The sequence below is a fragment of the Deinococcus radiodurans R1 = ATCC 13939 = DSM 20539 genome (genome assembly GCF_000008565.1).
Taxonomy (GTDB): domain Bacteria; phylum Deinococcota; class Deinococci; order Deinococcales; family Deinococcaceae; genus Deinococcus; species Deinococcus radiodurans.
Genome location: NC_000958.1, coordinates 132,716 through 155,792 on the forward strand (window position 1 = coordinate 132,716; position 23,077 = coordinate 155,792).

The window sequence follows — 23,077 nt, forward strand, 5'->3', positions numbered from 1 at the left end:
GACAACCTGCCCTCACCCATACGCATGTCGGTACTCGATACGAGGCACCTGTGCCTGACTCAATTCTCTATCTGGAAGATGTTGTGCTGACAGGCGTGCCCCAAGTCATAAGAGAAGAGCAATGCCTGGGAGGGGCGTCTAGGATGACCGCAGTTTCCCTTCGGTATCCTCTGGGCATGATCTCCTTGCGCTGGCGGTCAAACGACCCACGACTGGTGTTGCTGGTCATGGGTGGCCTGTTCGCGCTGGGCGGTGGTGTGATGCTCATGGTCCACGTGCAGGAACGCACCCGTTTGAGCACCGCGCAGCGAACCTGGCAGCAAACCCAGGCCCTCATCACTCGGTCCCAGGTCCGCAGTGTCAGCGACCGCCACGGCGTGATGTATCAACCGGACGTCACCTACGTCTACCAGAGCGGGGGCCGGAACTATCAGGGAATCGCCCTGGATCCGCTGAGCGACAACAACTACCGCACCTCAAGCTTCAACGCCGTGCAGCGCAGCCTGCAGCCATATCAGGAGGGCACAACGGTTCCGCTGTACTTCGATCCACAGAATCCGGGCCAGAGTGCTCTGAGCCTGACGAGGAGCACTCCCCCACTCTCCCTCTGGCTTGGCGTGACCTTCTTCCTGCTTGGCCTGAGTGGCCTCCTGATCGGTGCACGGTGGAGAACAAAGAGACGCCAGATCGTTACCAAGCCAGGACACCAAGACGCAAAGGGCTCTCCCGGCCCGCGGGATTGAGTCAGTTTTGTGTCGGTGGAGTTAAGGCTCACCACCGGAGGCAAACCCGTGACAATCAGGAGAACCCACACCACCGAATTCAAACGTCAAGTTACCGAACTGGCCCTGTTTGAAGGGAGCTCCTCCCAACCGCGAAGTGAGGCGTTTCACGAGCTATGCAGTAGAAATGCACCAATGTCAGGCAGTGTCGGCACTTTTTGAGGCCGCTAGCGGGCCTGGGGAGCGGGAAAAGAGATAGAAATCTACTGTCCTGACCTATAGATAACGTGTAAAGTCGGTAGCGAAGTGGGTAGACTCCAGGCATGCCTCAAGTGTGGCAACCTAATCGGCTTACCCGGCAACAACTCGAAGAACGTCGTCTCGCGGCGCAGCCCCTCCTGAATAATCCCGAGTGGACGACCGCTTCCATTGCTGAGCATTTTGGCGTCAAACCCAGTACTGTGCGCGTTTGGCGAGTTCGCCTCAGCGAAAGAGGGTCGCTTGAAGCGACCCTCTCTTCCGGACGCCCAGCTTGGCTCAATGATGCCCAGGTCGCAGAAATTATTGAGCTTCTCCAACAGGGTCCAGACCCAGAACGTTTTCCCGATGGTCGCTGGACGACAGAGCGCGTCCGTGACGTGATCGGTCTCAAATTCGATGTGTGGTACGACCATGACTGGATCGGCAAGTTACTTCGTCGCTGGGGCTTCTCCTGGCAGAAAGCAGAGAAACACGCGATCGAGCAGAATCCGGAGAAGATCGATGCCTGGCTGGAAGAAGAACTTCCAGCCCTGGAAAAAAAAGGTCGAAGCTGGCGAAACGATCGTCTGGGCAGATGAAGTCGGTTTCAGCATGAAACCGATCTTGGGAAGCACCTGGGCTCGAACAGGACAGACCCCAGTGATCTTCGCCAAAACCGAGTGGAGGAAGCTGTCAACGATTGGCGGCATCACTTCAGCAGGACAGTTCTTTCAGCAGACCCATGAAGGCTCCATCAAAGCCGATGACGTCGTCGCTTATTTGGCCCACCTCCTGCGGCATATTGCTGGATCAGTCACCGTGGTATTCGACAACGCCCGAATTCACCGCGCCAAGGTCGTCCAAGAGTTCCTGAAAGTGAACCCGCGGCTCAGCATCGTTTATTTGCCACCGTATACACCTGAGTTCAATCCCATTGAGCAGGTCTGGGCCTATGTCAAACGACATCTGCTGGCGAATTGCTGTCCAGCGAGTGTGCAGGAACTCAAAGTTTTCCTTCGTTCTGCTTGGCGGAAGGTGCGTTATCGCCGCTTACCAGCAAAACTCCTCGGCATCACCGAGGAGTTTCTGACTTAACACGTTATCTATAAAGTTGCAATGCTACGTCGAGGTTCGGAACTTCCCACTTCAGAACCTCGTGCTCAGAAGCTGCTTCTGGGTGGGCGAATTCGCTACTTTGCGTTTCGTACAATGGTTCGTGCAGTTTTGAGCCCAAAAGGAAAGACCCATTGAAAATGGAGCTGTGAAATCACCGCTTCCAATGGGTCTGATGGCCATCCTACAGTACGTTCTCAGCGCGGTCCCGCTGCGCAAGACGCAGCGGAATTTCCTGACCGTGCTGCTCAGCGTTTTTCTCGCTGTTCCTGGACGGCTGAACGCCCTGAATCTCTCCCGGTATGCAGCCTGCTCGGAGAGTACGATTCGTCGTTGGCTGCACCGAAGTGACGATGGGGCCATTCCGTGGGGCGCGTTACACCAGGCGACTGTCAGTACAGCAATCGAGAGTGGGCTGATCAGCCCACTGTGCGTTCTGGCCATCGACGCCTCTTTTCACCGCAAAGCCGGTCAGCACACCGCACACCTCGGCTCGTTCTGGAATGGCTGTGCCGCGCGGACCGAACGCGGAATCGAGCAATCCTGTTGTGCCCTCATTGATGTCCAGCACCGGCAGGCCTTGACGGTCGATGTCCGTCAGACCCTGACCGGGTCTGAGGCTCCAACTCGTCTGGAACAGRCCGCCGATCAGCTGGATGACGTGCTGCTCGATCTCCGGACTGTTCAACAGCTTGATCTGGCTGCTGTCGTTGCCGACGGGAATTACGCGAAGGAACCCATCGTGGAGACCGTGACGGGTCACGGTCTCCCGTTTATCTCCAGATTGCCTCGCAACGCCAACCTCAACGACCTCTACACCGGTGAGCATCCCAGACGACGGGGGCGAAAGAAGAAGTTCGACGGTAAGGTGGACTTCAGTGACCTGCAGCGCTTCGACCTCGTCTCTGCAAGGCCGACTGAGCGGGTGTGGACGCAGGTGGTCTGGAGCGTGCAGTGGGCGCGGGAAGTGCGCGCAGTCGTCATTCAGCAGATTGGTAAAAAGGGTCAGGTCACCGGCTACGCGGTGCTGTTCAGCACCGCTGTGACCATGCCGGCTCATGAGGTCATTGCGCTGTATCGAAGCCGCTTTGAGATCGAACTGATCTTCCGGGATGCCAAACAGTTCCTGGGGGGCCAGGATGTGCAACTGCGGTCACAGCAGGGCATCGAGGCGCATTGGAACGTGGTGCTGCTGACCCTGAATCTTTGCCGACTGGAGGCCCTGCGAGCGGCAGGTGGCGGGCAGGATCTGGTGTTCAGTCTCGAAGACATGAAACGCAGGGCGTATAACGCCCTGCTGGCCCAGGTCATTTTATCCAATCTGGACCTCTCGGCTCGCTTTGAAGAATGAGCGAATTCGCCGTTCAGTCCGCTGGATTTCGGACTTAAAGCCGCCTAAAACTGCACGAACCATTGTTTGACCTGTCCTGATCCCTATTCTTTGTTTGTTCAAGCAGCTTTTCACTCCTAGAAGCCATCCAGAAAAATACCCTTTCAAGCCGCCAAATAGCGCCTGAGAGGGTATTTCTCTGCATTCACTTCGAGTTTGACCAAAAACAACACATTCAAGTCGCTGTCTACTTCCATAGGCACTGTTGAAACTGCGGCCAAGCGCAAAGTGAGGCCTTTCACGAGCTACGGGGTAGATGTGGGGGGTCATTTTCGTTTTGCGGGCCTCACCCGGCCCAGTCAAGCGCGGCAGAGAGCCAAGTTCCTAAAGCCCACAGAAGCCCGCAGAAGGCAGCAGCGGGGCAGGCGCTACTTCACCGTGACGATGACGAAATCCAGGGAGATGTTCGGCCCTTCCACACCAGGGGCGTGGGCAGCCACGGTGATCAGCAGCGACTTCCCTTGCACGTCGACCCGCCTGAGTTCGTAGGCATAGACGCAGGGCGCAGCACTCGACTTCGGCCCCGCCAGCACCTGCTGCCGCCCGTCTGCCCCGGTCAACACCAGCGAGAATTCTGCTGGAGCGCCGAAGCCATCCATGATACTTGGGTCCGGGCAATACGCGCCGCTCCCTTTGCTCACGTTGAGTTTGAGGGTGGCTGTCTTGACCCACAGCTTCACGGGATACTTGACGCTTTGTCCGGCCCGCGACACCTGACTGGACTTCGCCGCGAAAACGGGCCGGGATTCGCGCTGCCTGCTGAAGCCGGAAGGGGCCAGCAGGGGCCAGAACCGATCAAGCAGCATGTTCGGGGCAGGGGACCGCGCTTTGCCTGTCGCGCCTTCCAGATCATGCTGTGAGCTGACGTTCCAATCCTCACCGCCCCCCATGGTGAGCACTTTCAGGCGCTGGTCATCCAGCGCCCGCCCGCCGTTCTCCCCGTCGAAGGCCACCAGCACCCGTTGGCCGTCAGGCGAGAAGTAGACGTGTTTGACCTGCTCATCACTCACCACCATCGCACGCTGAGCACTGCTGCTCAGGACAGAGGCAAGGGCCAGCAGCCAGAGAACATGCCAGGTCATAGCACCATTCTAGGAGGGCGGTGCGGCAACCTATGACTCATGAAACAGGAAGCCAACCCCAGGCGCTTAGGGCTTTGGCAGCCCCCTGAACAGGGATCGTTCAGGATCGACCCAAAAAATGCCGACCCCGCCTGAAACCGGTCTCAGTAGGTGACAACTTCAGTTTGCCCTCGTCCCAGACGGCAAAAACCAACAGTCGGCCCCATCAAGCTTGATGGGGCCGACTGTTCGCGGTTTCCTGAGAGTGTGAAATCAACAGAGGGGAGCTGCCCAGCAGGCTACCGCACTCACCGGGCACTTCAAAACGCATGCCAGTCACCTCCGCATCGATACACTCCAGCGCCTAATTGACGTCCTCCTGGCGATGATTGCCGCGAGGAGCGTCAATCATCACGACCTGAGTGCCCATATGCCGGGGATGAGTACCCCGCAGGGCAAGAAGAGACGAGCAGACCGCACCTTCCGGGATGAGCAGCTGGACAGGGGCTTTTTCATCGCTCTGCTTGTCGTCCATCTTCCACCGGGGAAGGTTTTGCTAAGTCTGGACCGCACCAATTGGGAGCACGGGGAAACGCCCATCAACTTTCTGGTGCTTGGAGCCGTGGTTCACGGCTTCACCCTGCCGCTCATCTGGGTGCCTCTCGACCAGTCTGGGAACAGTCACACCTACGCTCGAATGTGGCTGGTGTTGAAGCTCCTTCGGGCCTTGCCAGCGAAACGCTGGCTGGGCCTGGTGGCCGATCGGGAGTTCATCGGCGCGGAATGGTTCCGCTTTCTTCGTCGTCAGGGCATCAAGAGGGCAATTCGTATCCGACAGACCGACATGCTAGACGACATGAAGGGGAAAGAGTGGTTTGAGCACGTCCAGCACGGTCATTTTCACGAGATTGGCGAAAAGGTGTTCGTGTTCGGGGAGTTGATGCGGGTGGTCGCAACGAGGTCACCCACAGGTGACCTCGTCATCATCGCCACAGATTTCAGTGCTCGGAAGACCTGGAGGCTCTACAAACAGCGCTGGTCGATTGAGTGCACCTTCAGCAGTTTCAAAAAGCGAGGCTTTGACTTAGAGCGAACCGGAATGACGGAAAGGAGCCGTCTACAGCGACTCTTCGGCCTGGTGACATTGGCTTGGATGTTCTGTTTGCGCCTGGGGGTCTGGCTGAGCCAGACCTGGCCCATCCCCGTTCTGAAGCATGGTCGGAGAGCGGTCAGTCTGGTGCGGCACGGTGCTCAGCATCTCGTGGATGCCCTACGGTGGAAACCCCAACAGTTCATGGCGGTCCTAGAGGTGTTAATACAGCCTTTTTCCCCGCCAGGAGCGGCTGGAAGCGAAGTTGTCACCTACTGAGCCTGAGAATACCTTTTACAGGCTGAGAATACTGCTGTAGTCGCCGGTGAGACCGTCGGGGAAGAAGCCGCCCCTGGCTGCCTTGCCGGTTGTGTCCAGGAAAACGATGTTGGCGACCTGCCGGGGCGTACGGCTGAAAGCGATACCGTTACTGTCCGTAGGGATGATATTGGCGTCACGCGCCAGAACCCCGGCGTTGCCATTCGCCGTGATCCCCTGATCGCGGTCATCGGCGCCGTCCACGGAATCACGCAGATTGCTGATGGCCTGCACGACCTGTTCGACCGTCAGCCCAGCGGCGGCCTGCTCAGTGCGGCGCATGAAAAGCTGCGTGCGAATGGAACCGGCGTGGTAGGCCTCGACGGCCAGGATGCCCGCCGCGTTTTCGAGGTTGCCGCCCGGCTTGTCGCCCACCAGCAGACGCGCCGCACCCTTGTATGCCGTCACGCCTACGTCTTCAAACACGAAGGCGCCATGCAGGAAAAACAGCGGGTTGGCATAAGGGTTGAAGTTGGTGATGGCCCCATTCGAGGCGAGGCTGCCCGCCGCCAGGAAAGAAGCGCTGAGGTCAAGTCGGGGCTGCGCGACAGCGGCGCTGCCCAGCACGCTGCGGATGACCTTGACGTGTGCGAGCTCGTCGTCGGCGATTTCTTCCATCATCGCCCGGAGGTCGCCGGTCAGCCCTGGGACTGCGGTGCCGCCCATGCCCGTCACGCCGCTGGGCAAGGTCACCTTGCTGGCGTCACCGCCGGCTGCGGTCAGCTCGTTGAGGCGTCCCACAGCGGCGAGATAAAATGCCGCTTCGAGGTATTCGAGGTTCAGCGCGAAGTTGAAGATGGTCGCGTCAAGGTTGGTCTTGGTGGGCTCTGAGGCCCCTACATTGGCGCAACCGGCCAGGACAGCCCCAGCTCCCATAGCCCCTGCCATCCCCAAAAAACGGCGGCGGGTGCTTTGCATTTCTTCTTTCATGGCCTTCCTCGTGTCACAAACAGAAGACAAGCAAAGCAGCGGTTCCACAGGCGTGGACAACTGTCTCCCAAGACTTTTATCTTCTCTTTGATCGACTCATTTATAGTGCCTGAGTTCCCGCTCAACATGAGTTTTAAAACACATGTCTTGACTTAAGGTCGGGTACTCAGACCGGCTGGCTGTCGCTCTGAGCTCTTTCCCTGAGCTGCCATTTCTTGAAGACAGACTGGCCTACTGATGCGGGACGCACTTGAGAGCCGCTGTCTGATGCTTCTTGAGTGGCTTAGCTGGCTTCAGGGTCAGCCGCGCTGGCGGCCTGCGCAGCGAGCCGGCTGACCGTTAGGCCCTGCACGATGATGCTGAAGACCACCACGACATAAGTCATCACCAGAAACAGCTCCCGCTGTGGCCCGGCAGGAACCGTAAACGCCAGGGCCACACTGATGGCGCCGCGCAGGCCGCCCCAGATCATGAGCCGCCGGGTGTAAGGCTCAAACTCATGGGCACGGCTCAGGGCGGCGGCTGGCAGCACCACACTGACACTCCGGGCCAGCAGCACCAACGGAAGAGCGATCAGGCCTGCCAGCAGCGCCGACGCGCTGAACTTCACGGCCACGATTTCCAGCGCCAACAGTGAAAACAAAGAGATGTTGAGCAGCTCGTCGGTCAGGTGCCAGAACGAGTCGAACTTTTCCCGGCTCGACAGCGCCCCTGGCCGCCAGTCCGTGAGCGATCCCATCAGCAGGCCGGCAGCCACCGCTGCGAGAGGCCCAGAAACATGCAGGTGCGTGGCGATGGCGGTGCACGCCATCACGACGCCGAGGGTCAGCAGCACTTCGGTCACAAAGTCGTCGACCCGCTTCAGGGCCAGGAAGCCCAGCCATCCGAGGAACCCGCCCAGCAGCAGACCCCCTCCCGCTTCTTGCAGAAAGAAACGCAACACGCCGCCGGCGCTCAGCTCCGGCCCGTGACCCGCAGCGCTCGACGCCGCAACGCCCGCCAAGACAGAGAACGCCACCACACCTACCCCGTCGTTAAACAGGCTCTCTCCCGCCACCAACGTCTCAATGCGGCTGGGCACGTGGGCTTCTTTGAGCATGCCCAGCACCGCGACCGGATCAGTCGGTGAAATCAGCGCACCGAACAACAGGCAGTAGGCCAGAGGGGTAGGCAGGCCCACCAGCTCCAACAGCAAATAGGTGCCGCCCCCAACCAGCGCGGTGGAAAGGGCAGTCGAGAGCAGTGCGAAGACAGTGACCGGTCCCCGCAGACGCCACAGGGCGTGGGTATCGACACTCAGGGCGCCAGCAAACAGCAGAAAGGAAAGGACCCCTTGGAACACGAATTCGTCAAACTGGATTTTGCGTACCAGCTCCACAGCCTCCTGCGCGAAAGGAACCTTGAGCGCCGTCAGCACCACCAGCAGCAGGCTGATCAGGAGGCCCCCCACCGTGACCCCGATGGCTGCCGGCAGATGAAGGACGCGGACATTCAGGAAAGCGAGCGCGGCAGTCACGCAGACCAGCAAGGCGCTCAGATCAAGGAGGTGCATGGTTCCACCTTATTGATCGCGGCGTAGATTTGAGTCGATAAGTCGTTGAGGCAGTTCGATATACCGAAGGCGCTGCCACGCGCTGACCAGTCGCCCTTTGAGTTCAACGATCGAACGCGCACAGAAATTCCCCAACGCATTCCGCTTCACGTATGCCCACACCAGCTCAATCGGGTTCAATTCCGGGGCGTACGGCGGTAGAAACACCAGTGAGAGGCGTTCGTGGGTCTCCACGAACGCCTGAGTGGCTTTAGATCGATGAATGCCCGCGTTGTCCAGCACTACCACAAGCTCCCCTTGGATGTGCCGCAGGAGGTGTCGAAAGAACTGAGTGACATCCGTACTCCGAATCGCTCCAGATCTTGTGTTTTGGAAGAATCGTCCGTCCGAGGTTATTGCCCCGATGGTGGAGAGCTTCTCCCAATTCGCCGGAAGCTTGACCAGGGGCGTCACGCCCCTGGTTCCCCAAGTCCGCCTTCGCACGCCTTTCAGCGAGAAGCCGACCTCATCCAGATACACTAGGATTGCGCCCTCAGCGACCTTTTTTTTCCAACTCCGGTGCAACCTGTTCTTTCCAGGATGCGATCCGAAGTTCGTTGCGCTCGGCCGCTCGGCCATCTGGCATCTGGGGCGTAAACCCCAAGCGTCTGAGAATCTTCCGCACGTGGTCGTGGTGGTACCACACGTCAAAGTGCCGCCCAATCAGGTTGGTGACGCGTAGGGTCGTCCAGGTGTCATCAGGGAAGCCATGGTGCAGGGCGCCCTCCCGCAGGAAGGTGCGAAGCTGCTCGTGTTGCGTCGCGCTCAGACGTGCAGAAGCGCCACGGGCAACGGTGGCCTGAAGGCCACCGTTACGCTTCAGGCGGGCTTTCCAGGTGTACACGGTGTGTACCGACACGCCGAAGTGCTGAGCAATCTCTCGGTTTCGATGCGTCCCTCGTTCAATCCATTCAAGCGCGGCCAAGCGGCGCTCCTCAAGCTGAGCGCGGGAATACTGGGTCGGCTGCCATCCGGGCATACGGCCAGCTTACCAATTCATACCTACACCGTTATCAATAGGGGGAATTGAAGACGTGACCACCGTAGAGGCACCCTGCACAGCTTTTTAGGACTGACGCTGGACCTCAGGGACCTGGGCGCAGTTCCTTTGTCCCGCGTTTTACCCTCGTTCTCCAGTGATAGCGTGTCCGAACGCTCCTTCAAAAGGAGCGTAGGCGCGGCTTATGAGCCTTGGAGAGGGTACGGGGCCGCGCTTTTTCGTCTGCCAAGCGGACTGAGAAGCCGCAGGTGGCCGGTCAGCGGCTGAAAACTGTTCGCGTCAGCGCATACGGAATGACATGCGGCTTGCCGGTGTCAGGGTCAGTCAACAGGTGGCCCCGCAGCCCGAACACGTCGGCCAGCAGCTCATGCGTCAGCACTTCGTCCGCTGGCCCCTGGGCGTACACCTCGCCGCCCTTCAGGGCGATGATCTCATCGGAGTAGCGCACCGCCTGGTTGAGGTCGTGCAGCACCATCACCACCGTCTTGCCCTGGTCGCGGTTGAGGCGCCCGGCGAGTTGCAGGACTTCGAGCTGGTGCGACGGGTCGAGGTAGGTGGTCGGTTCGTCGAGCAGCAGGATGTCCGTCTGTTGAGCGAGGCTCATGGCGATCCAGGCCCGCTGACGCTGCCCGCCGCTGAGCGAGTCGAGCGGGCGGCCCGCGAAAACGCGCATGCCCGTCTGGTCGAGCGCCCACGCCACCGCCGCCCGGTCTTCTTCCCGCTGCACCGGAAAGCGGCCCTGGTGCGGATGCCGCCCGAACCACACGAGCTCTTCGACACTGAGGCCCTCGGGCGCACTCGGGCCCTGCGGCAAGATGGCGAGCTTCTGGGCAATGGCTCTACTGGGCAGCGTGTGCAGGGCCTGCCCGTACAGCTCGATGTGGCCGTTCTGCGCCGGCAGGAGCCTGGCCAGCGCCCGCAGCAGGGTGGATTTGCCGCAGCCGTTCGGCCCGATGATGCTGGTCACTTTGCCGCCCGCGATGCTCAGGTTCATGTCGGAGACGATGACGCTTTGACCGTAGCCGAGGCGCAGGTGGTCGGTGGAGAGTGGGGCGTCTGGATTCATCGTGTCTTCCTCAGCAAGTACAGAAAGTAGGGCGCTCCTACCAGGGTCGTGAAGATGCCCGCCGGAATTTCCAGCGGCGGCAACAGCGACCGCCCCAGCGTGTCCGCCGCCAGCACCAGCGCCGCGCCGAGCAGCATGGCAATGGGAAGCAGCCGGATGTGTTTGCCGCCCACCAGCAGCCGCGCCAGATGGGGGGCCAGCAGCCCGACAAACCCCAGGATGCCTGCTCCCGTGACAGCCGCGCCCGCCAGCGCCACGCCGACGCTCAGGCACAGCAGCCGCGCCGCACCGACCCGCGTGCCCAGCGAGGTGGCGAGGTCGTCACCCAGACTCAGGACGTCGAGCGTGCGGGAGAGCAGCAACGCGGCAGGCAACAACAGGGCCGCCCAGGGCAGCAGGCGGGCGACCCGCGCGCTGTCCGCGCCGTAGACCGTGCCGGTCAGAAAGCTCAGCGCCGCGCCCAGGCCGTCTGGCGCCCGCACCAGCACGAGTTGCTGCGCCGCGCCGAGGGCCGCCGCCACCGCCACGCCCACCAGAGCCAGCCGGACGGGATGCAGGGAGCCCGGCCCGAGCCCGCTCCATTCTTTTGAGAGCAGCAGCACCAGCCCGAAGCCGCCCCACGCCCCCGTCAGCGCCGCCCAGGGCAGTCCCCCAGCAGGCGCGCCCGGCCAGGCGAGCAAAAAGAGGGTCGCCGCAAGGCCCGCGCCCGCACCTACCCCGATGAGGTCCGGCGAGGCGAGCGGATTGCGGATGACGCCCTGCAAGATCGCCCCACTCGCGGCGAACATCGCGCCTGTGAGCATCGCCGTCAGGACGCGTGGCAGGCGCAGCTCCAAGACGAGTTGCCGGGTGAGGTCGTCTCCCTGGCTCCGCAGCGCACCGAGCACGTCGGCAGGGGGCGTGCGGACCGCGCCGACACCGAGCGCCAGGACGCTCAGAACTGCCAGGAGGAGCAGCAGCAATATCCCGGCACTCAGGGTGCGGGCGGCAGGACTGGGCCGCAGCGGAGCAGCGCGCCGCACGTTCACCGCCCCACCCGCCGCGCCAGCCACACGAAAAAGGGTGCGCCCACGGCGGCCACCAACACGCCCACCGGCGTTTCGGCGGGGCGGGCAAACAAGCGGGCCCCGACGTCCGCGAGTGCCAGGAAGGCCCCGCCCAAGAGTGCGGCGAGCGGCAGGCTCCAGCGGTGGTCGGCGCCCATCAGCGCGCGCGCCAGATGAGGAATCACCAGCCCCACGAAGCCTACCGGCCCCACCACGCTCACCGACACCGACGCCAGCAGCACGCCCAGCCCGGTGACCAGCAGCGCGTCGCGCTCCGCGTCGGCGCCCAGGCTGCGGGCCACGTCCTCACCGAGGGCCAGCACGTTCAGCCGGGGCGTGAGCAGCAGCGCTCCGAACAGGCCCAGCAGCGTCGGCGGGGCCACCTGTCCCATCTGTTCCCAGGTGCGCCCCGCGACACTGCCCGCGAGCATAAACAGCGCCCCCTGAACCCGTTCCTCCCACAGCAGTTGCAGGGTGCGGCTGCCCGCGCTCGCCAGGCTCGCCACCGCTACGCCCGCCAGCGCGAGCCGCAATGGCGTGACCCCGACACTGCGGGCCGCCGAATACGCGGCCAGCGCCGCCACCACGCCCCCCGCGAAGGCCGCCGGCACAAAGGCCCAGGTCGGTGCCGCCGGAAAAAACACCACCAGCAGCAGCGCGGCGAACGCCCCGCCCGCCTCCACACCCAGGATGCCGGGGTCAGCGAGCGGGTTGCGCGTGACCGCCTGGAGCAGCAGCCCCGAGACGCCCAGCCCCGCCCCCGCCAGCAGCGCGACCAGCGTGCGCGGCAGCCGCAGGGTCTGCACCACCAGACTCTCGTTGGAGCCGTCGGGACGCAGCAGGACCTGCACCGCTCGCGTGAAGGGCAAGTCGGTGGCCCCCAGCGCCAGAGAAGCAGTAAATGCCGCTGCCAGCGCCACCAGGCCCAGCAGCAGCCACAGGGGTCGGGTCAAGGCGCTTGCCGCCAGTAACCGATGGTGTTCACGTCAGCCGCCGGAAAGCGGGCTTTCAGGGTCTTTTTCAGCGCCAGCGACGCGCCCACTTCCGCCGCGGCCCAGACCGCCGCCGGAGCAGTGCCGGGCCACCCGGCAGCGTCTTGCAAGTGATCCACCCAGGTCAGGCGGGCTTCTGGGGGCAGCGGAACCTCATCCAGATAAGCCCGGTCGCCTGCGTCCCTGACCTGCAGCAGCACGTGAAGCGGGAAATGGTGCGGCCAGGTTTCGAGCAGGGCGGCGATGGTCGGCAGCGCGGTTTCGTCGCCGAGCAGCCAGGTTTCGCCCGCCGCGAAGTCGGGAAACAGCTCATGCCGCTCGCCACGTGCCGTGACCGTCTCACCGGGCCGCAGCTCCCTGGCCCAGCGACTGCCGGGACTGCTTTCGTGGCTGTAGATGTCCACCAGCACCCGCCCGGCGCCCACCCGGCGCAGGGTGTAGGGACGCGGCGTCTGGCCCTCGGCCACGTCAAAGCGGCAGCTGTCGCCGGGGCGCCAGTCGCTGCGGTCATCACCGTTCAGGGCGAGGGTCAGGCGGCGAAAGTGTGCGCCCACCCGCTCGTTTTTCTCCAGTTGCCAGTGGGCCACCCGGCGCGGCGGCCACACGCCGAGCCGCTTCATGGCCTCCAGAAAGGTCGCCTGCACCTGCTCTTCCAGCGTCCCCTCGCCCACGAAAGGCACGAAGGACCGCTGCCCGGCGCAGTCCACCTCGAGGCCATCGCTGAACAGCTGGCGCAGCTCGGCCCGCTCCGCCTTCCGCTGCGGCGTGAAGGCCCGCACGCAGTAGAGCAGCGCCTCGGCATGGTCGTCGTTGAGGTGCGTGATGGTGGCGCGAATCTCGTCGCCGGTGAGCGGCTGGCGAGCAGTCACAGCGCGGCTCATTTCACCTTGTCCAGCAGCAGCCGGGTCACTTCGTTGCTGTTGCGGATACTGACCAACGGCCCGGAATACGGCGCGAAGGCCTCGGGGCGGTACACGACGCTCTGGGCGCGCAACTTCTGACCCACCGGGGTCTTCAAAAAGGCGTCGGCGCCGTCGTATTTGCCGCCGGGAGGAAACAGGACCACCAGCGTTTTCCTGTCGAGGCCGAGCAGCGCCTCGTCACTGATCTGCGCGCCCACGTTCAGGGTGGTGGCTTTGGTGTTCAGTCCGTCTTTGAAACCGAGCGCCCGCAGATCGGGAATCAGCCGGACGTTGCTGTAGACCCAGTTGTTGCCGCCCGCGAAGGGAGCGACCACGACCACCTTGTCGTATTTCTTGAACACACCCGCCGCCAGCAGCTTCCTGGCGTTGGCACGGTTCACGTCGGCCACCTGCTGGATGACTTTTTCGGCCTCCACCTGTTTGCCGAAGACTTTGGCAAGGTCGCGCAGGCCTTTTTGCCAGAAGCCCGCGCCGCCTTCTTTGTATCCGACAGTGGGCGCCACCCGGCTGAGCTTGTCGTAATTCTGGTTGCCGTCCCAGGTCAGGCGCACGATCAGGTCAGGCCTGAGCGCCGTGAGGACTTCCAAATTGGGCGCCGTCCAGCTGCCGATGTAGGCGGGGCTGTTCAGGCCGACCCGGCCGTAAAAGCCCTCTTTGAGGACATTCGCCTTGATCTTGCCGCCCTGAACGTCCTGCGGCTCAAAGTAAGTGGAGCCGATCCCCACCACGCGGCTTTGCACGCCCAGCGCAGCCAGCCAGCCCAGCGCCTCCTCGTCCATCGCGACGACCCGCTGCGGATTTTTCTTGACAGTGGCAGTGCCTTCGTCGTGCTTGAGGGTCAGGGTGGCTGCCTGCTGCGCCAGGACGTGCCCCTGGGTGGCCGCGAAGGCGCCGAGGGCGAGGGTCAGAAAAAGGGGCTGAAACTTCATGGCGCTGATATTGGAGTAATCCGACCAATTAAGTCAAGTTAAAAGTGGCCCTCGTTGTCCATGCATGACAACGGCGAATTTCTCAGTTTCAGTGGGTTTTCGCTCGCTCCCCTGCTTTTGAGTCGCTTTGAAAGGTCAAGCCGTCGTCTCATGACCGCGTGGCGCTTGCCGCGTCGATATGCTGTCGGCAGGATTTCTGACTTTATAGACACAGTGACCATCGGCACTGATACCCGGTCTGAACTTTTGTAATTGTCGCGGCTCCTGAACCCTCACCAGCTCCGCCGACCGCAGACTGAAGGGAAAGCCAGCAGCTCCCGGCCAGTCTCTGTGTCGCTGGTCTCAGTTCGGTTGCTGGCCGTTCACTGCCTGCACGCCGCCGCGTAAAAAGGCATTGAGTTGCTCGGCCACCTCCTGCGGATCGCCCGTGGGGGTTTCACGGACCACTGTCTCGTACACCACTCCACGCAGCAACCCCGAAATCAGTGGCAGCAGGGCGTCGGAAGCCAGACGCCGACTGCCGAGTGCCCCAGCCATGCCGCCAATCATGGCGTCGTCGAAAGCCTCGCGGCGCTCACGCAGCTCTGCGCTGCCACCACACGACAAGAGTAAAAGGAGTTGCCGGTGGTTGCTAAGCACCGTGAACAGGGCACCGAAATCCATCGGCTGACCGGGGACGACCAGTGACTCGAGGTCTGGATTAATGGCGGCCAGACGCTCGTCGAGCAGGGCTTGGAGGATCCCTTCGGTGTGGTGAAAATAGGTGTAGATGGTGGGCCGTGAGGTGCCAATTTTCTCCGCGATCATGCCCATGGAGACGCCCTCAAAGCCGTGGCGAATAAACAGCTCACCTGCCGCGGCCAAGAATCTCGGCGCGGCGCTGGTCTCCGGGAAGGCGTGTTTTGGTCATAGGCTAGGAGTGTATCGGGCGCAAACCTCAACGTGACCGCGTCAAGGACCCCCTTGAACAACTTGAGAATGGCCGTTGCCTAACAAGCGACACTTCAGAGCACAGAGCAAACTGGACAGAACCTGTGATGTCCTGTTCAGGCTCACAGCTTCCTGAAAAATCCGGGGCGCCGCTCCTTCGGGACCGATTGGCCTCTCATTCTGCACGCGCTCTGCTGCTGGAGAGGGCCTCAGACAGCCCACGCGGATGTCTCCAAACGTTCCGGAAAATTCTGCCTGATTTGTGAGTGCCCTCCGCAGACGCTTTGAGCAGCGCGATGACCTCTCCCATACCCGCTTCCGAAAGCTGGAGTTTGTCCGGTAACAGTTCATATCCAGATTCATCGGTGTATTTCTTTCTGATCTTCACGCTCTGATCCGGACGATGCCGCGTTCATTCTTGAACAGTGAGGGCGGCTTGAGCCGCTCCACAAGCCCTACACTTTCAGTGCAGGGGCGTTGAGTCTCCAATCCGGCGCAGGCGTACCCGCGTGATTTTCAGCTCAGAGACTTCCTCCACCGTCAGGTCGACGCCTTGGACGTGTACCGTTACACCGGAGGCAGGCACTGTTCCGGTCTGCGCCAGAATCAGTCCGGCGACGGTGGAGACATCCATACTGCCCAGCGGCAAGCCGTAATCGTCGCGCAGTTCGCTGAGGGTCACCTCGCCGTCGAGGGTCAGTGAGCCGTCCCCATTTTCCTGAATCCAGAAGCCGTCGCTCTCTTCTTCCTCGTCCATCACGTCGGCAATCAGGTCGTCCATTGTGACGAAGCCCAGTGTGCCGCCGAATTCGTCCGCCACCAGCGCCGCGTGGACCCGCTCGCGCTTGAACATCGAAAGCAGTTCTTCTGCCTTCGCGGTGGCGGCCACACTGGGCAGCGGACGCACCAAGCGGCTCAGGTCGGGAACGCGGCCCGACGCCTGCGCCCGCATGAAGTCTTTGATGTGCAGCACGCCTATGATGTGGTCGAGGTTGTCCTCAAAGACAGGGTAACGGCTGCGGGGTGAAGCAGCGATCCGGGTCGCCACGTCCTGCGACAAGGCACGCACGCTGAGCACTTCCATGCGGCTGCGCGAGGTCATCAGCTCCTCGGCGGTGCGTTCTTCCAACTCGAAGATGTTGTGAATCAAATCACGCTGCACGTCGCCCAGCTGTCCGCTGTCAGCCACTTCCTCAGTCACGATGGCGAGTTCTTTGGACGTGTACAGCGTGGCTGACTTGTCCGGTTCCGGAATACGCAGCAGCCGCATCAGCCCCAAGGCCAGGAAGTTCAGCACTGCCACGAAGGGCCGGAAAATCAGGCCGAATACCCTCATCAGCGGATTGACGCTCAGACTCATCTGCTCGGGTGCCTGCAGGGCCAGCGCCTTGGGAATCATCTCCCCAAAGACGACATGCATAAATGTGATGGAACTCAGGGCGACGACGAAGCCGACGGTATGCGCGGTGTCGTGGCTCAGCCCCCACTTTTCGAAGGGGCCATACAGCCACCTGGCGACGGCAGGCTCGCCGTACATCCCCAGACCGATACTCGCCAGCGTGATGCCGAGCTGCGCGACAGCGATGTAGCCGTCTTTTCCAGTGGGACGGTCGAAGACCCCCAGCAGCCAGCGGGCCGCGCCGTTGCCACCCTCGGCCAGGGTCTGCAAGCGGCTGCGCTTGGCCCCTACCAGGGCGAACTCAGCAGCAACGAACAGGCCGTTGAGAACGACGAGCGCCAGGATGATGACAACAGGCAAGAAGACGTTCTGCATCATGCCTGGCCCCCAGGCAGGTCAGTTTCAGGCAGGTCGAAGCTCGCCCGACGGATGGCGCGGCGCTCTACCGCGTCCACGCGCAGTCGCAGGCTCGTCGGCTCGATCACGATTTCGTCGCCCACCAGCGGCAGGCGGCCCAGCTCCAGCCACAGCAGACCGCTCACGGTGTCCACCTCGTCGGTGGGCAGCTTCAGAGAGAGACGGCTGTTGAGGGTTTCGAGCAGCACGTCACCGCGCACGCTCACCCGCCCGCCGGACACGGTAATGGGTTCTTCCTCCTGGTCGAACTCGTCCTGCAGCTCGCCAAAGATTTCTTCCAGGGCGTCTTCCAGCGTCACCATGCCGATGACAGTGCCGTACTCGTTGACCACCAGGGCGCTGTGTCTGCCACTCTCGCGCAGATGCGTCCAGAGGTCGGGGACACTCATCACCTCGGCGACGATGAGGGGAGAGACCATCACGCTCGACACCGGGGCCAGCGGGGTGCGCTGCGCGGCGAGGTACAAGCGGCGCAGGTGAACCACGCCCACGATCTCGTCACCTTGCGTGACCGGGAAGCGGGAGTAGGGGCTGCCTGCCAGACTCCGCAGGGCGTCGGCTACCGGCACGTTCACTGGTACAGTAAGCAGCTTCGTCCGGGCGCTCATGATTTCGCGCACGATCCGGTTTTCCACGTTCAGCACACCTGCCAGCATGTCGCGCTCCTCGGCGTCAATCAGCCCGCCCGCCGCACTCTCGCGGTACAGGCCTTCGAGTTCTTCCGGAGAATGGATGTGGGCGTGGCTGTGGTCGGCGCTGAGTTTCAGGCCCTTCATGAGCGCGAAGGCCGTGCCGTTGAACAGCGCAATCAGCGGCGTGAACAGCCACTGGCTCAGCTGCATCGGCACCAGGGTCGCCAGCGCCAGCCGCTCGGGATAGCGCAGGGCCACCGTCTTGGGCAGCAACTCACCCAGCACGACCTGCAAGATGGTGATGAGTACCAGCACGACGAGGACGGCCACCGCCTGCCCGGCTTCTCCGAAGTAGGGCGTGAGCAGCGGGGTCAGCTGCGCTTGGCCGTAGGACCCGGCCACCAAACTGGAGAGGGTAATGCCGGTCTGGCAGGCCGCCACATAATTGTCCAGCCGCTTGGGGTCTTTGAGGATATGCAGCAGCCGGCCCGCCGCGCTATTGCCCGCTTCGGCAGCTTCCTGTACCCGGGAACGGCGCGAACCGACGGTGGCGAACTCAGCGGCGACGTAGAGGGCATTGACGGCCACCATGACCAGAATGACGAGAAGAGGCACCAGGGCGTTCATGCTGACCTGCTTATAGCGAAGCTGAACCGGAAGACTGAAGTAAACAAGAATTCTCCTGAGTGTGGTCTAGAGAAAAATAGAACCGCATGTGGGAACGGCTGCCACAAGAAGTAGGCACGCTCCCGTGAGCACGGAGCGAATTCATGAACAAATGACCAGGCCAAAAACCACCAGCTGGCTTGACCGCCCTCTGTATGACGCCGACACGACCAGTTCAGATCAGGATGTGAGGGCTTCCGACGGCTGATCATGCCGTGCCGGAGCAACCTTCCCGGGAAATGGAGAGCAACATATAACAGCACTGGGAGGTTCGTCATTGTCGATAGGCGGCGCCATCAGAAGACAAAATAACTTGAGCAGAGCAGCGAAGGCATGAGGGACGGCTTACCTTTGAGCCGCGCCACAGCAGGCAGAAAACAAGATGTCCTCTGCGCTCCAGCGGTTCACTCTCTCCGACTTGAATCCCCTGTGACCTCAGGCTGATGAAGCTTGACGGGCTGATGGCCGCGAACCCGCATGTTTAGTGCCTCGACCACAACAGCGAAGCCCATGGCGAAATAGGTGTACCCCTTGGGAATCTTGAGGTGGAACCCCTCGGCCACCAAGTTCACGCCGATCAGCAGGAGGAACGACAGCGCCAGCATCTTCACGGTGGGATGCTTCTGCACGAACTCGCCAATTGGCCTGGCCGCGAACAGCATGATTCCGACAGTCACAATGACGGCCCAGACCATCACGCCAATATCGTCGGCCATGCCGACGGCGGTAATCACGCTGTCGAGGCTGAACACGATATCCAGCACCATAATCTGCGCGATGATGGCGGCAAAGCTGGCTGTTCCGGCTTTCAGAGGAGTGGTTTCCTGGTGATCAGGCCCTTCAAGCAGTTCGTGCATTTCCTTGACGGCTTTGTACATCAGGAAGAGGCCACCACCCAGCAGCACGAGGTCTTTTCCGGAAAAGCCCAGCCCAAAGACCTGAAACAGTTCGTTTTTGAGGCTCACCACCCAGGCAATACTGGCCAGGAGCAATAGCCGGGTGATGGCGGCAGCGAGCAGGCCGATGGTGCGGGCACGGTCACGCTGTTCGGGGGGCAGTTTGCCTGACAGGATGCTGATGAAGATGACGTTGTCGATGCCGAGGACGATCTCCAGCAGCAGCAGGGTGCCGAACGCCAACCAGGCTTCAGGTTGGGCCATCCAGGCGAAGAGGGTACCGATCACGAGAACTCCAATAGGGTATGGGCAAACGTGACTCACGAAAGTCGCGCTCTGGACGTATCCGCTGAGTTCAGGGTGAGGCGGAAGCGCAGGCAGGGAAGCGTGCGTTGAAACCATCGTCCGGGAGAAGTTGTGCACGAATCATGTCGGTTGCATGAAGGACCTTCATTTGACTGTCGCGCCTCTTTCTATAGTTGGTGCGTGATTGGGCGGGTCTGATTAGATCATTTGACAAAAAGAGTGCACCGCTTTTTGACGAGCGGAGCGAGTGCAAACCAACGAGCAGGACGGACTTGCAAAGCTGCGAAGCAGAGAATGGAGCGGGTGGCGGCGCTGTTCCGACGCACGCGTAATTCGGAGAACTGCTCTAAGCCAGGCCCCGAATCGCAAAGGAAGAGCCCGCAGTAACGGGTGTATTGGAGGAGGAATTTTAAGGCAGCAGGTACGAACAATGGTTCGTGCAGTTTTAGGCGGCTTTAAGTCCGAAATCCAGCGGACTGAACGGCGAATTCGCTCATTCTTCAAAGCGAGCCGAGAGGTCCAGATTGGATAAAATGACCTGGGCCAGCAGGGCGTTATACGCCCTGCGTTTCATGTCTTCGAGACTGAACACCAGATCCTGCCCGCCACCTGCCGCTCGCAGGGCCTCCAGTCGGCAAAGATTCAGGGTCAGCAGCACCACGTTCCAATGCGCCTCGATGCCCTGCTGTGACCGCAGTTGCACATCCTGGCCCCCCAGGAACTGTTTGGCATCCCGGAAGATCAGTTCGATCTCAAAGCGGCTTCGATACAGCGCCATGACCTCATGAGCCGGCATGGTCACAGCGGTGCTGAACAGCACCGCGTAGCCGGTGACCTGACCCTTTTTACCAATCTGCTGAATGACGACTGCGCGCACTTCCCGCGCCCACTGCACGCTCCAGACCACCTGCGTCCACACCCGCTCAGTCGGCCTTGCAGAGACGAGGTCGAAGCGCTGCAGGTCACTGAAGTCCACCTTACCGTCGAACTTCTTCTTTCGCCCCCGTCGTCTGGGATGCTCACCGGTGTAGAGGTCGTTGAGGTTGGCGTTGCGAGGCAATCTGGAGATAAACGGGAGACCGTGACCCGTCACGGTCTCCACGATGGGTTCCTTCGCGTAATTCCCGTCGGCAACGACAGCAGCCAGATCAAGCTGTTGAACAGTCCGGAGATCGAGCAGCACGTCATCCAGCTGATCGGCGGCCTGTTCCAGACGAGTTGGAGCCTCAGACCCGGTCAGGGTCTGACGGACATCGACCGTCAAGGCCTGCCGGTGCTGGACATCAATGAGGGCACAACAGGATTGCTCGATTCCGCGTTCGGTCCGCGCGGCACAGCCATTCCAGAACGAGCCGAGGTGTGCGGTGTGCTGACCGGCTTTGCGGTGAAAAGAGGCGTCGATGGCCAGAACGCACAGTGGGCTGATCAGCCCACTCTCGATTGCTGTACTGACAGTCGCCTGGTGTAACGCGCCCCACGGAATGGCCCCATCGTCACTTCGGTGCAGCCAACGACGAATCGTACTCTCCGAGCAGGCTGCATACCGGGAGAGATTCAGGGCGTTCAGCCGTCCAGGAACAGCGAGAAAAACGCTGAGCAGCACGGTCAGGAAATTCCGCTGCGTCTTGCGCAGCGGGACCGCGCTGAGAACGTACTGTAGGATGGCCATCAGACCCATTGGAAGCGGTGATTTCACAGCTCCATTTTCAATGGGTCTTTCCTTTTGGGCTCAAAACTGCACGAACCATTGGTCAAAGCCCCTACTCCTTTTTAATCCAGACGACCCGATCTGAAGTCCGCCCAGTAACTCTCCAGCTCACGGTGCACCACCGGCAACAGCAGGTATAGGCCAATGATGTTGGGAATAGAGGCGATAAACAGCAGCGCGTCGGAGAGGTTCACCACTGCGCCCAGACTCATGCTCGCGCCGATCACGACAAAGCTCAGAAAGACCAGCTTGAAGAGGTTGGTGGCCAGTTCGCTCGGACCAAGCAGATACCGCACCGCGCGGGTGCCGTAGTAGGCGTAGCTGATCATGGTGCTGAACGCGAAGAGGGCCACGGCAATGGCGAGCACCGAGCTGAGCAGCGGCGAAACGCTGCGGAAGGCCGCGTTCGTCATCGCCACGCCCGCCACATCGGTCTGGGCGTAGGCACCGGTCACGATCAGGGCGAGCGCCGTCATCGTGCAAATGACCACCGTATCAATAAATGGCTCGAGCAGCGCGACGAAGCCCTCAGTGACGGGCCGGTACGTTTTGACAGGGCTGTGGGCGATGGCGGCCGAGCCGATGCCGGCTTCGTTGCTGAACGTTGCGCGCCGCATGCCCTGAATCATCACGCCGATAAAGCCACCGGCGATGCCCTGCGGCGCAAAAGCGCCTTGCCAGATGGCAGAGAAGGCGGCGGGCAAGGCAGAAAAGTTCAGGGACAGAATCAAAATGATGGACACGATATAAATCGCAGCCATGGCGGGGACGAGTTTGCTGGTCACGTTGGCGATGGCGCGAATCCCACCCAGGATGACCGCGCCGACGAGCAGCGCCAGGCCGAGCCCAATCAACCAGGCCGAGCCTGACAGAGGGCTGGCCGGGCCACCCGTGGCGTTGATGATCTGCTGCGCCGCCTGGTTGCTCTGAAACATGTTGCCCGCCCCCAGAGAAGCAAAGATCATGCACAGGGCGTAAAACGGCCCCAAGACCCGGCCCAGCCCCGCTTTCCCTATTTCGGCCAGCCCCCGGGTCAGATAAAACATCGGGCCACCGTCTACGCGCCCATCGGGGTTGATGCGGCGGTATTTGACTCCGAGGGTACATTCCACAAACTTGGTGCTCATGCTGAGCAGGCCGACCAGAATCATCCAGAACGTCGCGCCGGGCCCACCGAGGCTCAGGGCGACCGCGACCCCGGCGATATTTCCCAGACCCACCGTCCCGGAAACGGCTGTGGTCAGCGCCTGAAAATGCGTGACCATGCCTGGCGCGTCGGCGTCGTTGCCGTAGCGGCCACGCACGAGGTCGATCCCGTGTTTGAAGCCCCAGATATTGACGAAGCGGAAGCTGAGCGTGCAGACGATGGCGGCGACCGCCAGCCACACCACGATCAGCGGCACCTGGGCCTCACCGACGGAAATGCTGGCGAAAATGAGGCCTGATAAAAAGTGGCTGACGGGCGTGACCACCGCGTTGATCCGCTCATCCACGCTCGGGCCCTGGGCTGAAGCCCAAGAGACGGCGCCCAGCAGGCCAGTGAACACGAGTGCTGCTGGGAGGCGCCCCATCCATGGCTCTTGAGCAGAACTGCTGCCGCTCTCCGAACTCAACGGCCTGCTCCTTGCAGACGCCGTTCGACTCCAGTCGGCGCTCTCAGTAGGTGACAACTTCGGTTCGACGTTGTCCCAGACGGCAAAAACCAACAGTCG

At 61.7% G+C, this 23,077-nt stretch carries 20 protein-coding genes; 4 read left to right on the top strand and 16 right to left on the bottom strand.

The features are described from left to right. Positions 1 to 176 precede the first annotated feature (176 nt). The 3 genes from DR_RS16020 (at position 177) to DR_RS16035 (ending at position 3,426) form a co-directional block, all read left to right on the top strand. Positions 177 to 743 carry a DUF3592 domain-containing protein gene (locus tag DR_RS16020; RefSeq protein ID WP_027480400.1) on the top strand — a complete coding sequence of 189 codons (567 nt, stop codon included), beginning with the start codon at positions 177 to 179 and terminating at the stop codon, positions 741 to 743. Positions 744 to 1,054: 311 nt separating this feature from the next. Continuing rightward, positions 1,055 to 2,057, top strand: a protein-coding gene (locus DR_RS16530) for an IS630 family transposase (protein WP_149357991.1) whose coding sequence is annotated in 2 segments (ribosomal slippage) — positions 1,055 to 1,516 and positions 1,518 to 2,057 — 1,002 coding nt in all. Because the reading frame shifts where the segments join, the coding sequence is not laid out codon by codon here. 184 nt (positions 2,058 to 2,241) lie between these two features. Next, positions 2,242 to 3,426, top strand: coding sequence for an IS4-like element ISDra7 family transposase (locus DR_RS16035; protein ID WP_076611356.1), 1,185 nt, complete (start codon positions 2,242 to 2,244; stop codon positions 3,424 to 3,426). A gap of 407 nt (positions 3,427 to 3,833) precedes the next feature. On the opposite strand, the gene DR_RS16040 is transcribed toward DR_RS16035, so the two are convergent. Continuing rightward, positions 3,834 to 4,547 carry a DUF2259 domain-containing protein gene (locus DR_RS16040; protein ID WP_010884035.1) on the bottom strand — a complete coding sequence of 238 codons (714 nt, stop codon included), beginning with the start codon at positions 4,545 to 4,547 and terminating at the stop codon, positions 3,834 to 3,836. 364 nt (positions 4,548 to 4,911) lie between these two features. On the opposite strand from DR_RS16040, the gene DR_RS16045 reads away from it, so the two are divergent. Next, on the top strand, positions 4,912 to 5,895 hold the full coding sequence (locus tag DR_RS16045; protein ID WP_010884022.1) for an IS4-like element ISDra1 family transposase: 984 nt from the start codon (positions 4,912 to 4,914) through the stop codon (positions 5,893 to 5,895). 15 nt (positions 5,896 to 5,910) lie between these two features. Here the strand turns inward: DR_RS16045 and DR_RS16050 are convergent, their stop codons facing one another. The 15 genes from DR_RS16050 to DR_RS16120 all read right to left on the bottom strand — a co-directional run bounded on the left by DR_RS16050 (position 5,911) and on the right by DR_RS16120 (position 22,936). Next, positions 5,911 to 6,810 (bottom strand): ferritin-like domain-containing protein, encoded by a 900-nt coding sequence (locus DR_RS16050; protein WP_227086048.1) that lies wholly within the window; start codon positions 6,808 to 6,810, stop codon positions 5,911 to 5,913. 337 nt (positions 6,811 to 7,147) lie between these two features. Further along, a complete protein-coding gene (locus DR_RS16055) occupies positions 7,148 to 8,380 on the bottom strand; it encodes a cation:proton antiporter (RefSeq protein ID WP_231885354.1) in 1,233 nt (410 codons plus the stop codon). A gap of 45 nt (positions 8,381 to 8,425) precedes the next feature. Further along, positions 8,426 to 9,034 carry an IS630 family transposase gene (locus DR_RS17275; RefSeq protein WP_010889051.1) on the bottom strand — a complete coding sequence of 203 codons (609 nt, stop codon included), beginning with the start codon at positions 9,032 to 9,034 and terminating at the stop codon, positions 8,426 to 8,428. Next, positions 8,949 to 9,434, bottom strand: coding sequence for a winged helix-turn-helix domain-containing protein (locus DR_RS17280; RefSeq protein WP_010888396.1), 486 nt, complete (start codon positions 9,432 to 9,434; stop codon positions 8,949 to 8,951). Before DR_RS17280 ends, DR_RS17275 begins: the two co-directional genes overlap by 86 nt. 277 nt (positions 9,435 to 9,711) lie before the next feature. Next, a complete protein-coding gene (locus tag DR_RS16065) occupies positions 9,712 to 10,521 on the bottom strand; it encodes an ABC transporter ATP-binding protein (RefSeq protein WP_010883970.1) in 810 nt (269 codons plus the stop codon). Further along, positions 10,518 to 11,525, bottom strand: a complete 1,008-nt coding sequence (locus DR_RS16070) for a FecCD family ABC transporter permease (RefSeq protein WP_051618933.1) — start codon at positions 11,523 to 11,525, stop codon at positions 10,518 to 10,520. The genes DR_RS16065 and DR_RS16070 overlap by 4 nt, the downstream gene beginning before the upstream one ends. 20 nt (positions 11,526 to 11,545) lie before the next feature. Beyond that, entirely contained in the window at positions 11,546 to 12,520 is a 975-nt protein-coding gene (locus DR_RS16075; RefSeq protein WP_010883972.1) for a FecCD family ABC transporter permease, read from the bottom strand. After that, positions 12,517 to 13,428, bottom strand: coding sequence for a siderophore-interacting protein (locus DR_RS16080; RefSeq protein WP_162177813.1), 912 nt, complete (start codon positions 13,426 to 13,428; stop codon positions 12,517 to 12,519). The genes DR_RS16075 and DR_RS16080 overlap by 4 nt, the downstream gene beginning before the upstream one ends. A gap of 8 nt (positions 13,429 to 13,436) precedes the next feature. After that, positions 13,437 to 14,411, bottom strand: a complete 975-nt coding sequence (locus DR_RS16085; RefSeq protein WP_010883974.1) for an iron-siderophore ABC transporter substrate-binding protein — start codon at positions 14,409 to 14,411, stop codon at positions 13,437 to 13,439. Between the two features lie 342 nt (positions 14,412 to 14,753). Continuing rightward, positions 14,754 to 15,224 carry a TetR/AcrR family transcriptional regulator gene (locus DR_RS16090; protein WP_231885353.1) on the bottom strand — a complete coding sequence of 157 codons (471 nt, stop codon included), beginning with the start codon at positions 15,222 to 15,224 and terminating at the stop codon, positions 14,754 to 14,756. A gap of 580 nt (positions 15,225 to 15,804) precedes the next feature. Beyond that, positions 15,805 to 17,118: a hemolysin family protein gene (locus DR_RS16095; protein ID WP_010883976.1), complete on the bottom strand. Its 1,314-nt coding sequence runs from the start codon at positions 17,116 to 17,118 to the stop codon at positions 15,805 to 15,807. Continuing rightward, positions 17,115 to 18,416 carry a hemolysin family protein gene (locus DR_RS16100; RefSeq protein WP_010883977.1) on the bottom strand — a complete coding sequence of 434 codons (1,302 nt, stop codon included), beginning with the start codon at positions 18,414 to 18,416 and terminating at the stop codon, positions 17,115 to 17,117. Before DR_RS16100 ends, DR_RS16095 begins: the two co-directional genes overlap by 4 nt. Positions 18,417 to 18,859: 443 nt before the next feature. Continuing rightward, the gene (locus DR_RS16105; RefSeq protein ID WP_027480398.1) at positions 18,860 to 19,639 is read right to left on the bottom strand and encodes a TerC family protein; all 780 of its coding nucleotides are present in this window, start codon (positions 19,637 to 19,639) and stop codon (positions 18,860 to 18,862) included. 511 nt (positions 19,640 to 20,150) lie between these two features. After that, positions 20,151 to 21,335, bottom strand: a complete 1,185-nt coding sequence (locus DR_RS16115) for an IS4-like element ISDra7 family transposase (RefSeq protein WP_063653090.1) — start codon at positions 21,333 to 21,335, stop codon at positions 20,151 to 20,153. A gap of 92 nt (positions 21,336 to 21,427) precedes the next feature. Continuing rightward, positions 21,428 to 22,936, bottom strand: a complete 1,509-nt coding sequence (locus tag DR_RS16120) for an alanine/glycine:cation symporter family protein (RefSeq protein ID WP_051618940.1) — start codon at positions 22,934 to 22,936, stop codon at positions 21,428 to 21,430. Between the last annotated feature and the right edge of the window lie 141 nt (positions 22,937 to 23,077).

Coding starts and splice junctions, on each gene's coding strand:
- DR_RS16020 (WP_027480400.1), top strand. CDS start 177: ATGATCTCCTTGCGCTGGCGGTCAAACGACCCACGACTGGTGTTGCTG.
- DR_RS16040 (WP_010884035.1), bottom strand. CDS start 4,547: ATGACCTGGCATGTTCTCTGGCTGCTGGCCCTTGCCTCTGTCCTGAGC.
- DR_RS16045 (WP_010884022.1), top strand. CDS start 4,912: ATGATTGCCGCGAGGAGCGTCAATCATCACGACCTGAGTGCCCATATG.
- DR_RS16050 (WP_227086048.1), bottom strand. CDS start 6,810: ATGGGAGCTGGGGCTGTCCTGGCCGGTTGCGCCAATGTAGGGGCCTCA.
- DR_RS17275 (WP_010889051.1), bottom strand. CDS start 9,034: ATGGCCGAGCGGCCGAGCGCAACGAACTTCGGATCGCATCCTGGAAAG.
- DR_RS17280 (WP_010888396.1), bottom strand. CDS start 9,434: ATGCCCGGATGGCAGCCGACCCAGTATTCCCGCGCTCAGCTTGAGGAG.
- DR_RS16065 (WP_010883970.1), bottom strand. CDS start 10,521: ATGAATCCAGACGCCCCACTCTCCACCGACCACCTGCGCCTCGGCTAC.
- DR_RS16085 (WP_010883974.1), bottom strand. CDS start 14,411: ATGAAGTTTCAGCCCCTTTTTCTGACCCTCGCCCTCGGCGCCTTCGCG.
- DR_RS16090 (WP_231885353.1), bottom strand. CDS start 15,224: ATGGGCATGATCGCGGAGAAAATTGGCACCTCACGGCCCACCATCTAC.
- DR_RS16095 (WP_010883976.1), bottom strand. CDS start 17,118: ATGATGCAGAACGTCTTCTTGCCTGTTGTCATCATCCTGGCGCTCGTC.
- DR_RS16100 (WP_010883977.1), bottom strand. CDS start 18,416: ATGAACGCCCTGGTGCCTCTTCTCGTCATTCTGGTCATGGTGGCCGTC.
- DR_RS16115 (WP_063653090.1), bottom strand. CDS start 21,335: ATGGGTCTGATGGCCATCCTACAGTACGTTCTCAGCGCGGTCCCGCTG.
- DR_RS16120 (WP_051618940.1), bottom strand. CDS start 22,936: ATGGGGCGCCTCCCAGCAGCACTCGTGTTCACTGGCCTGCTGGGCGCC.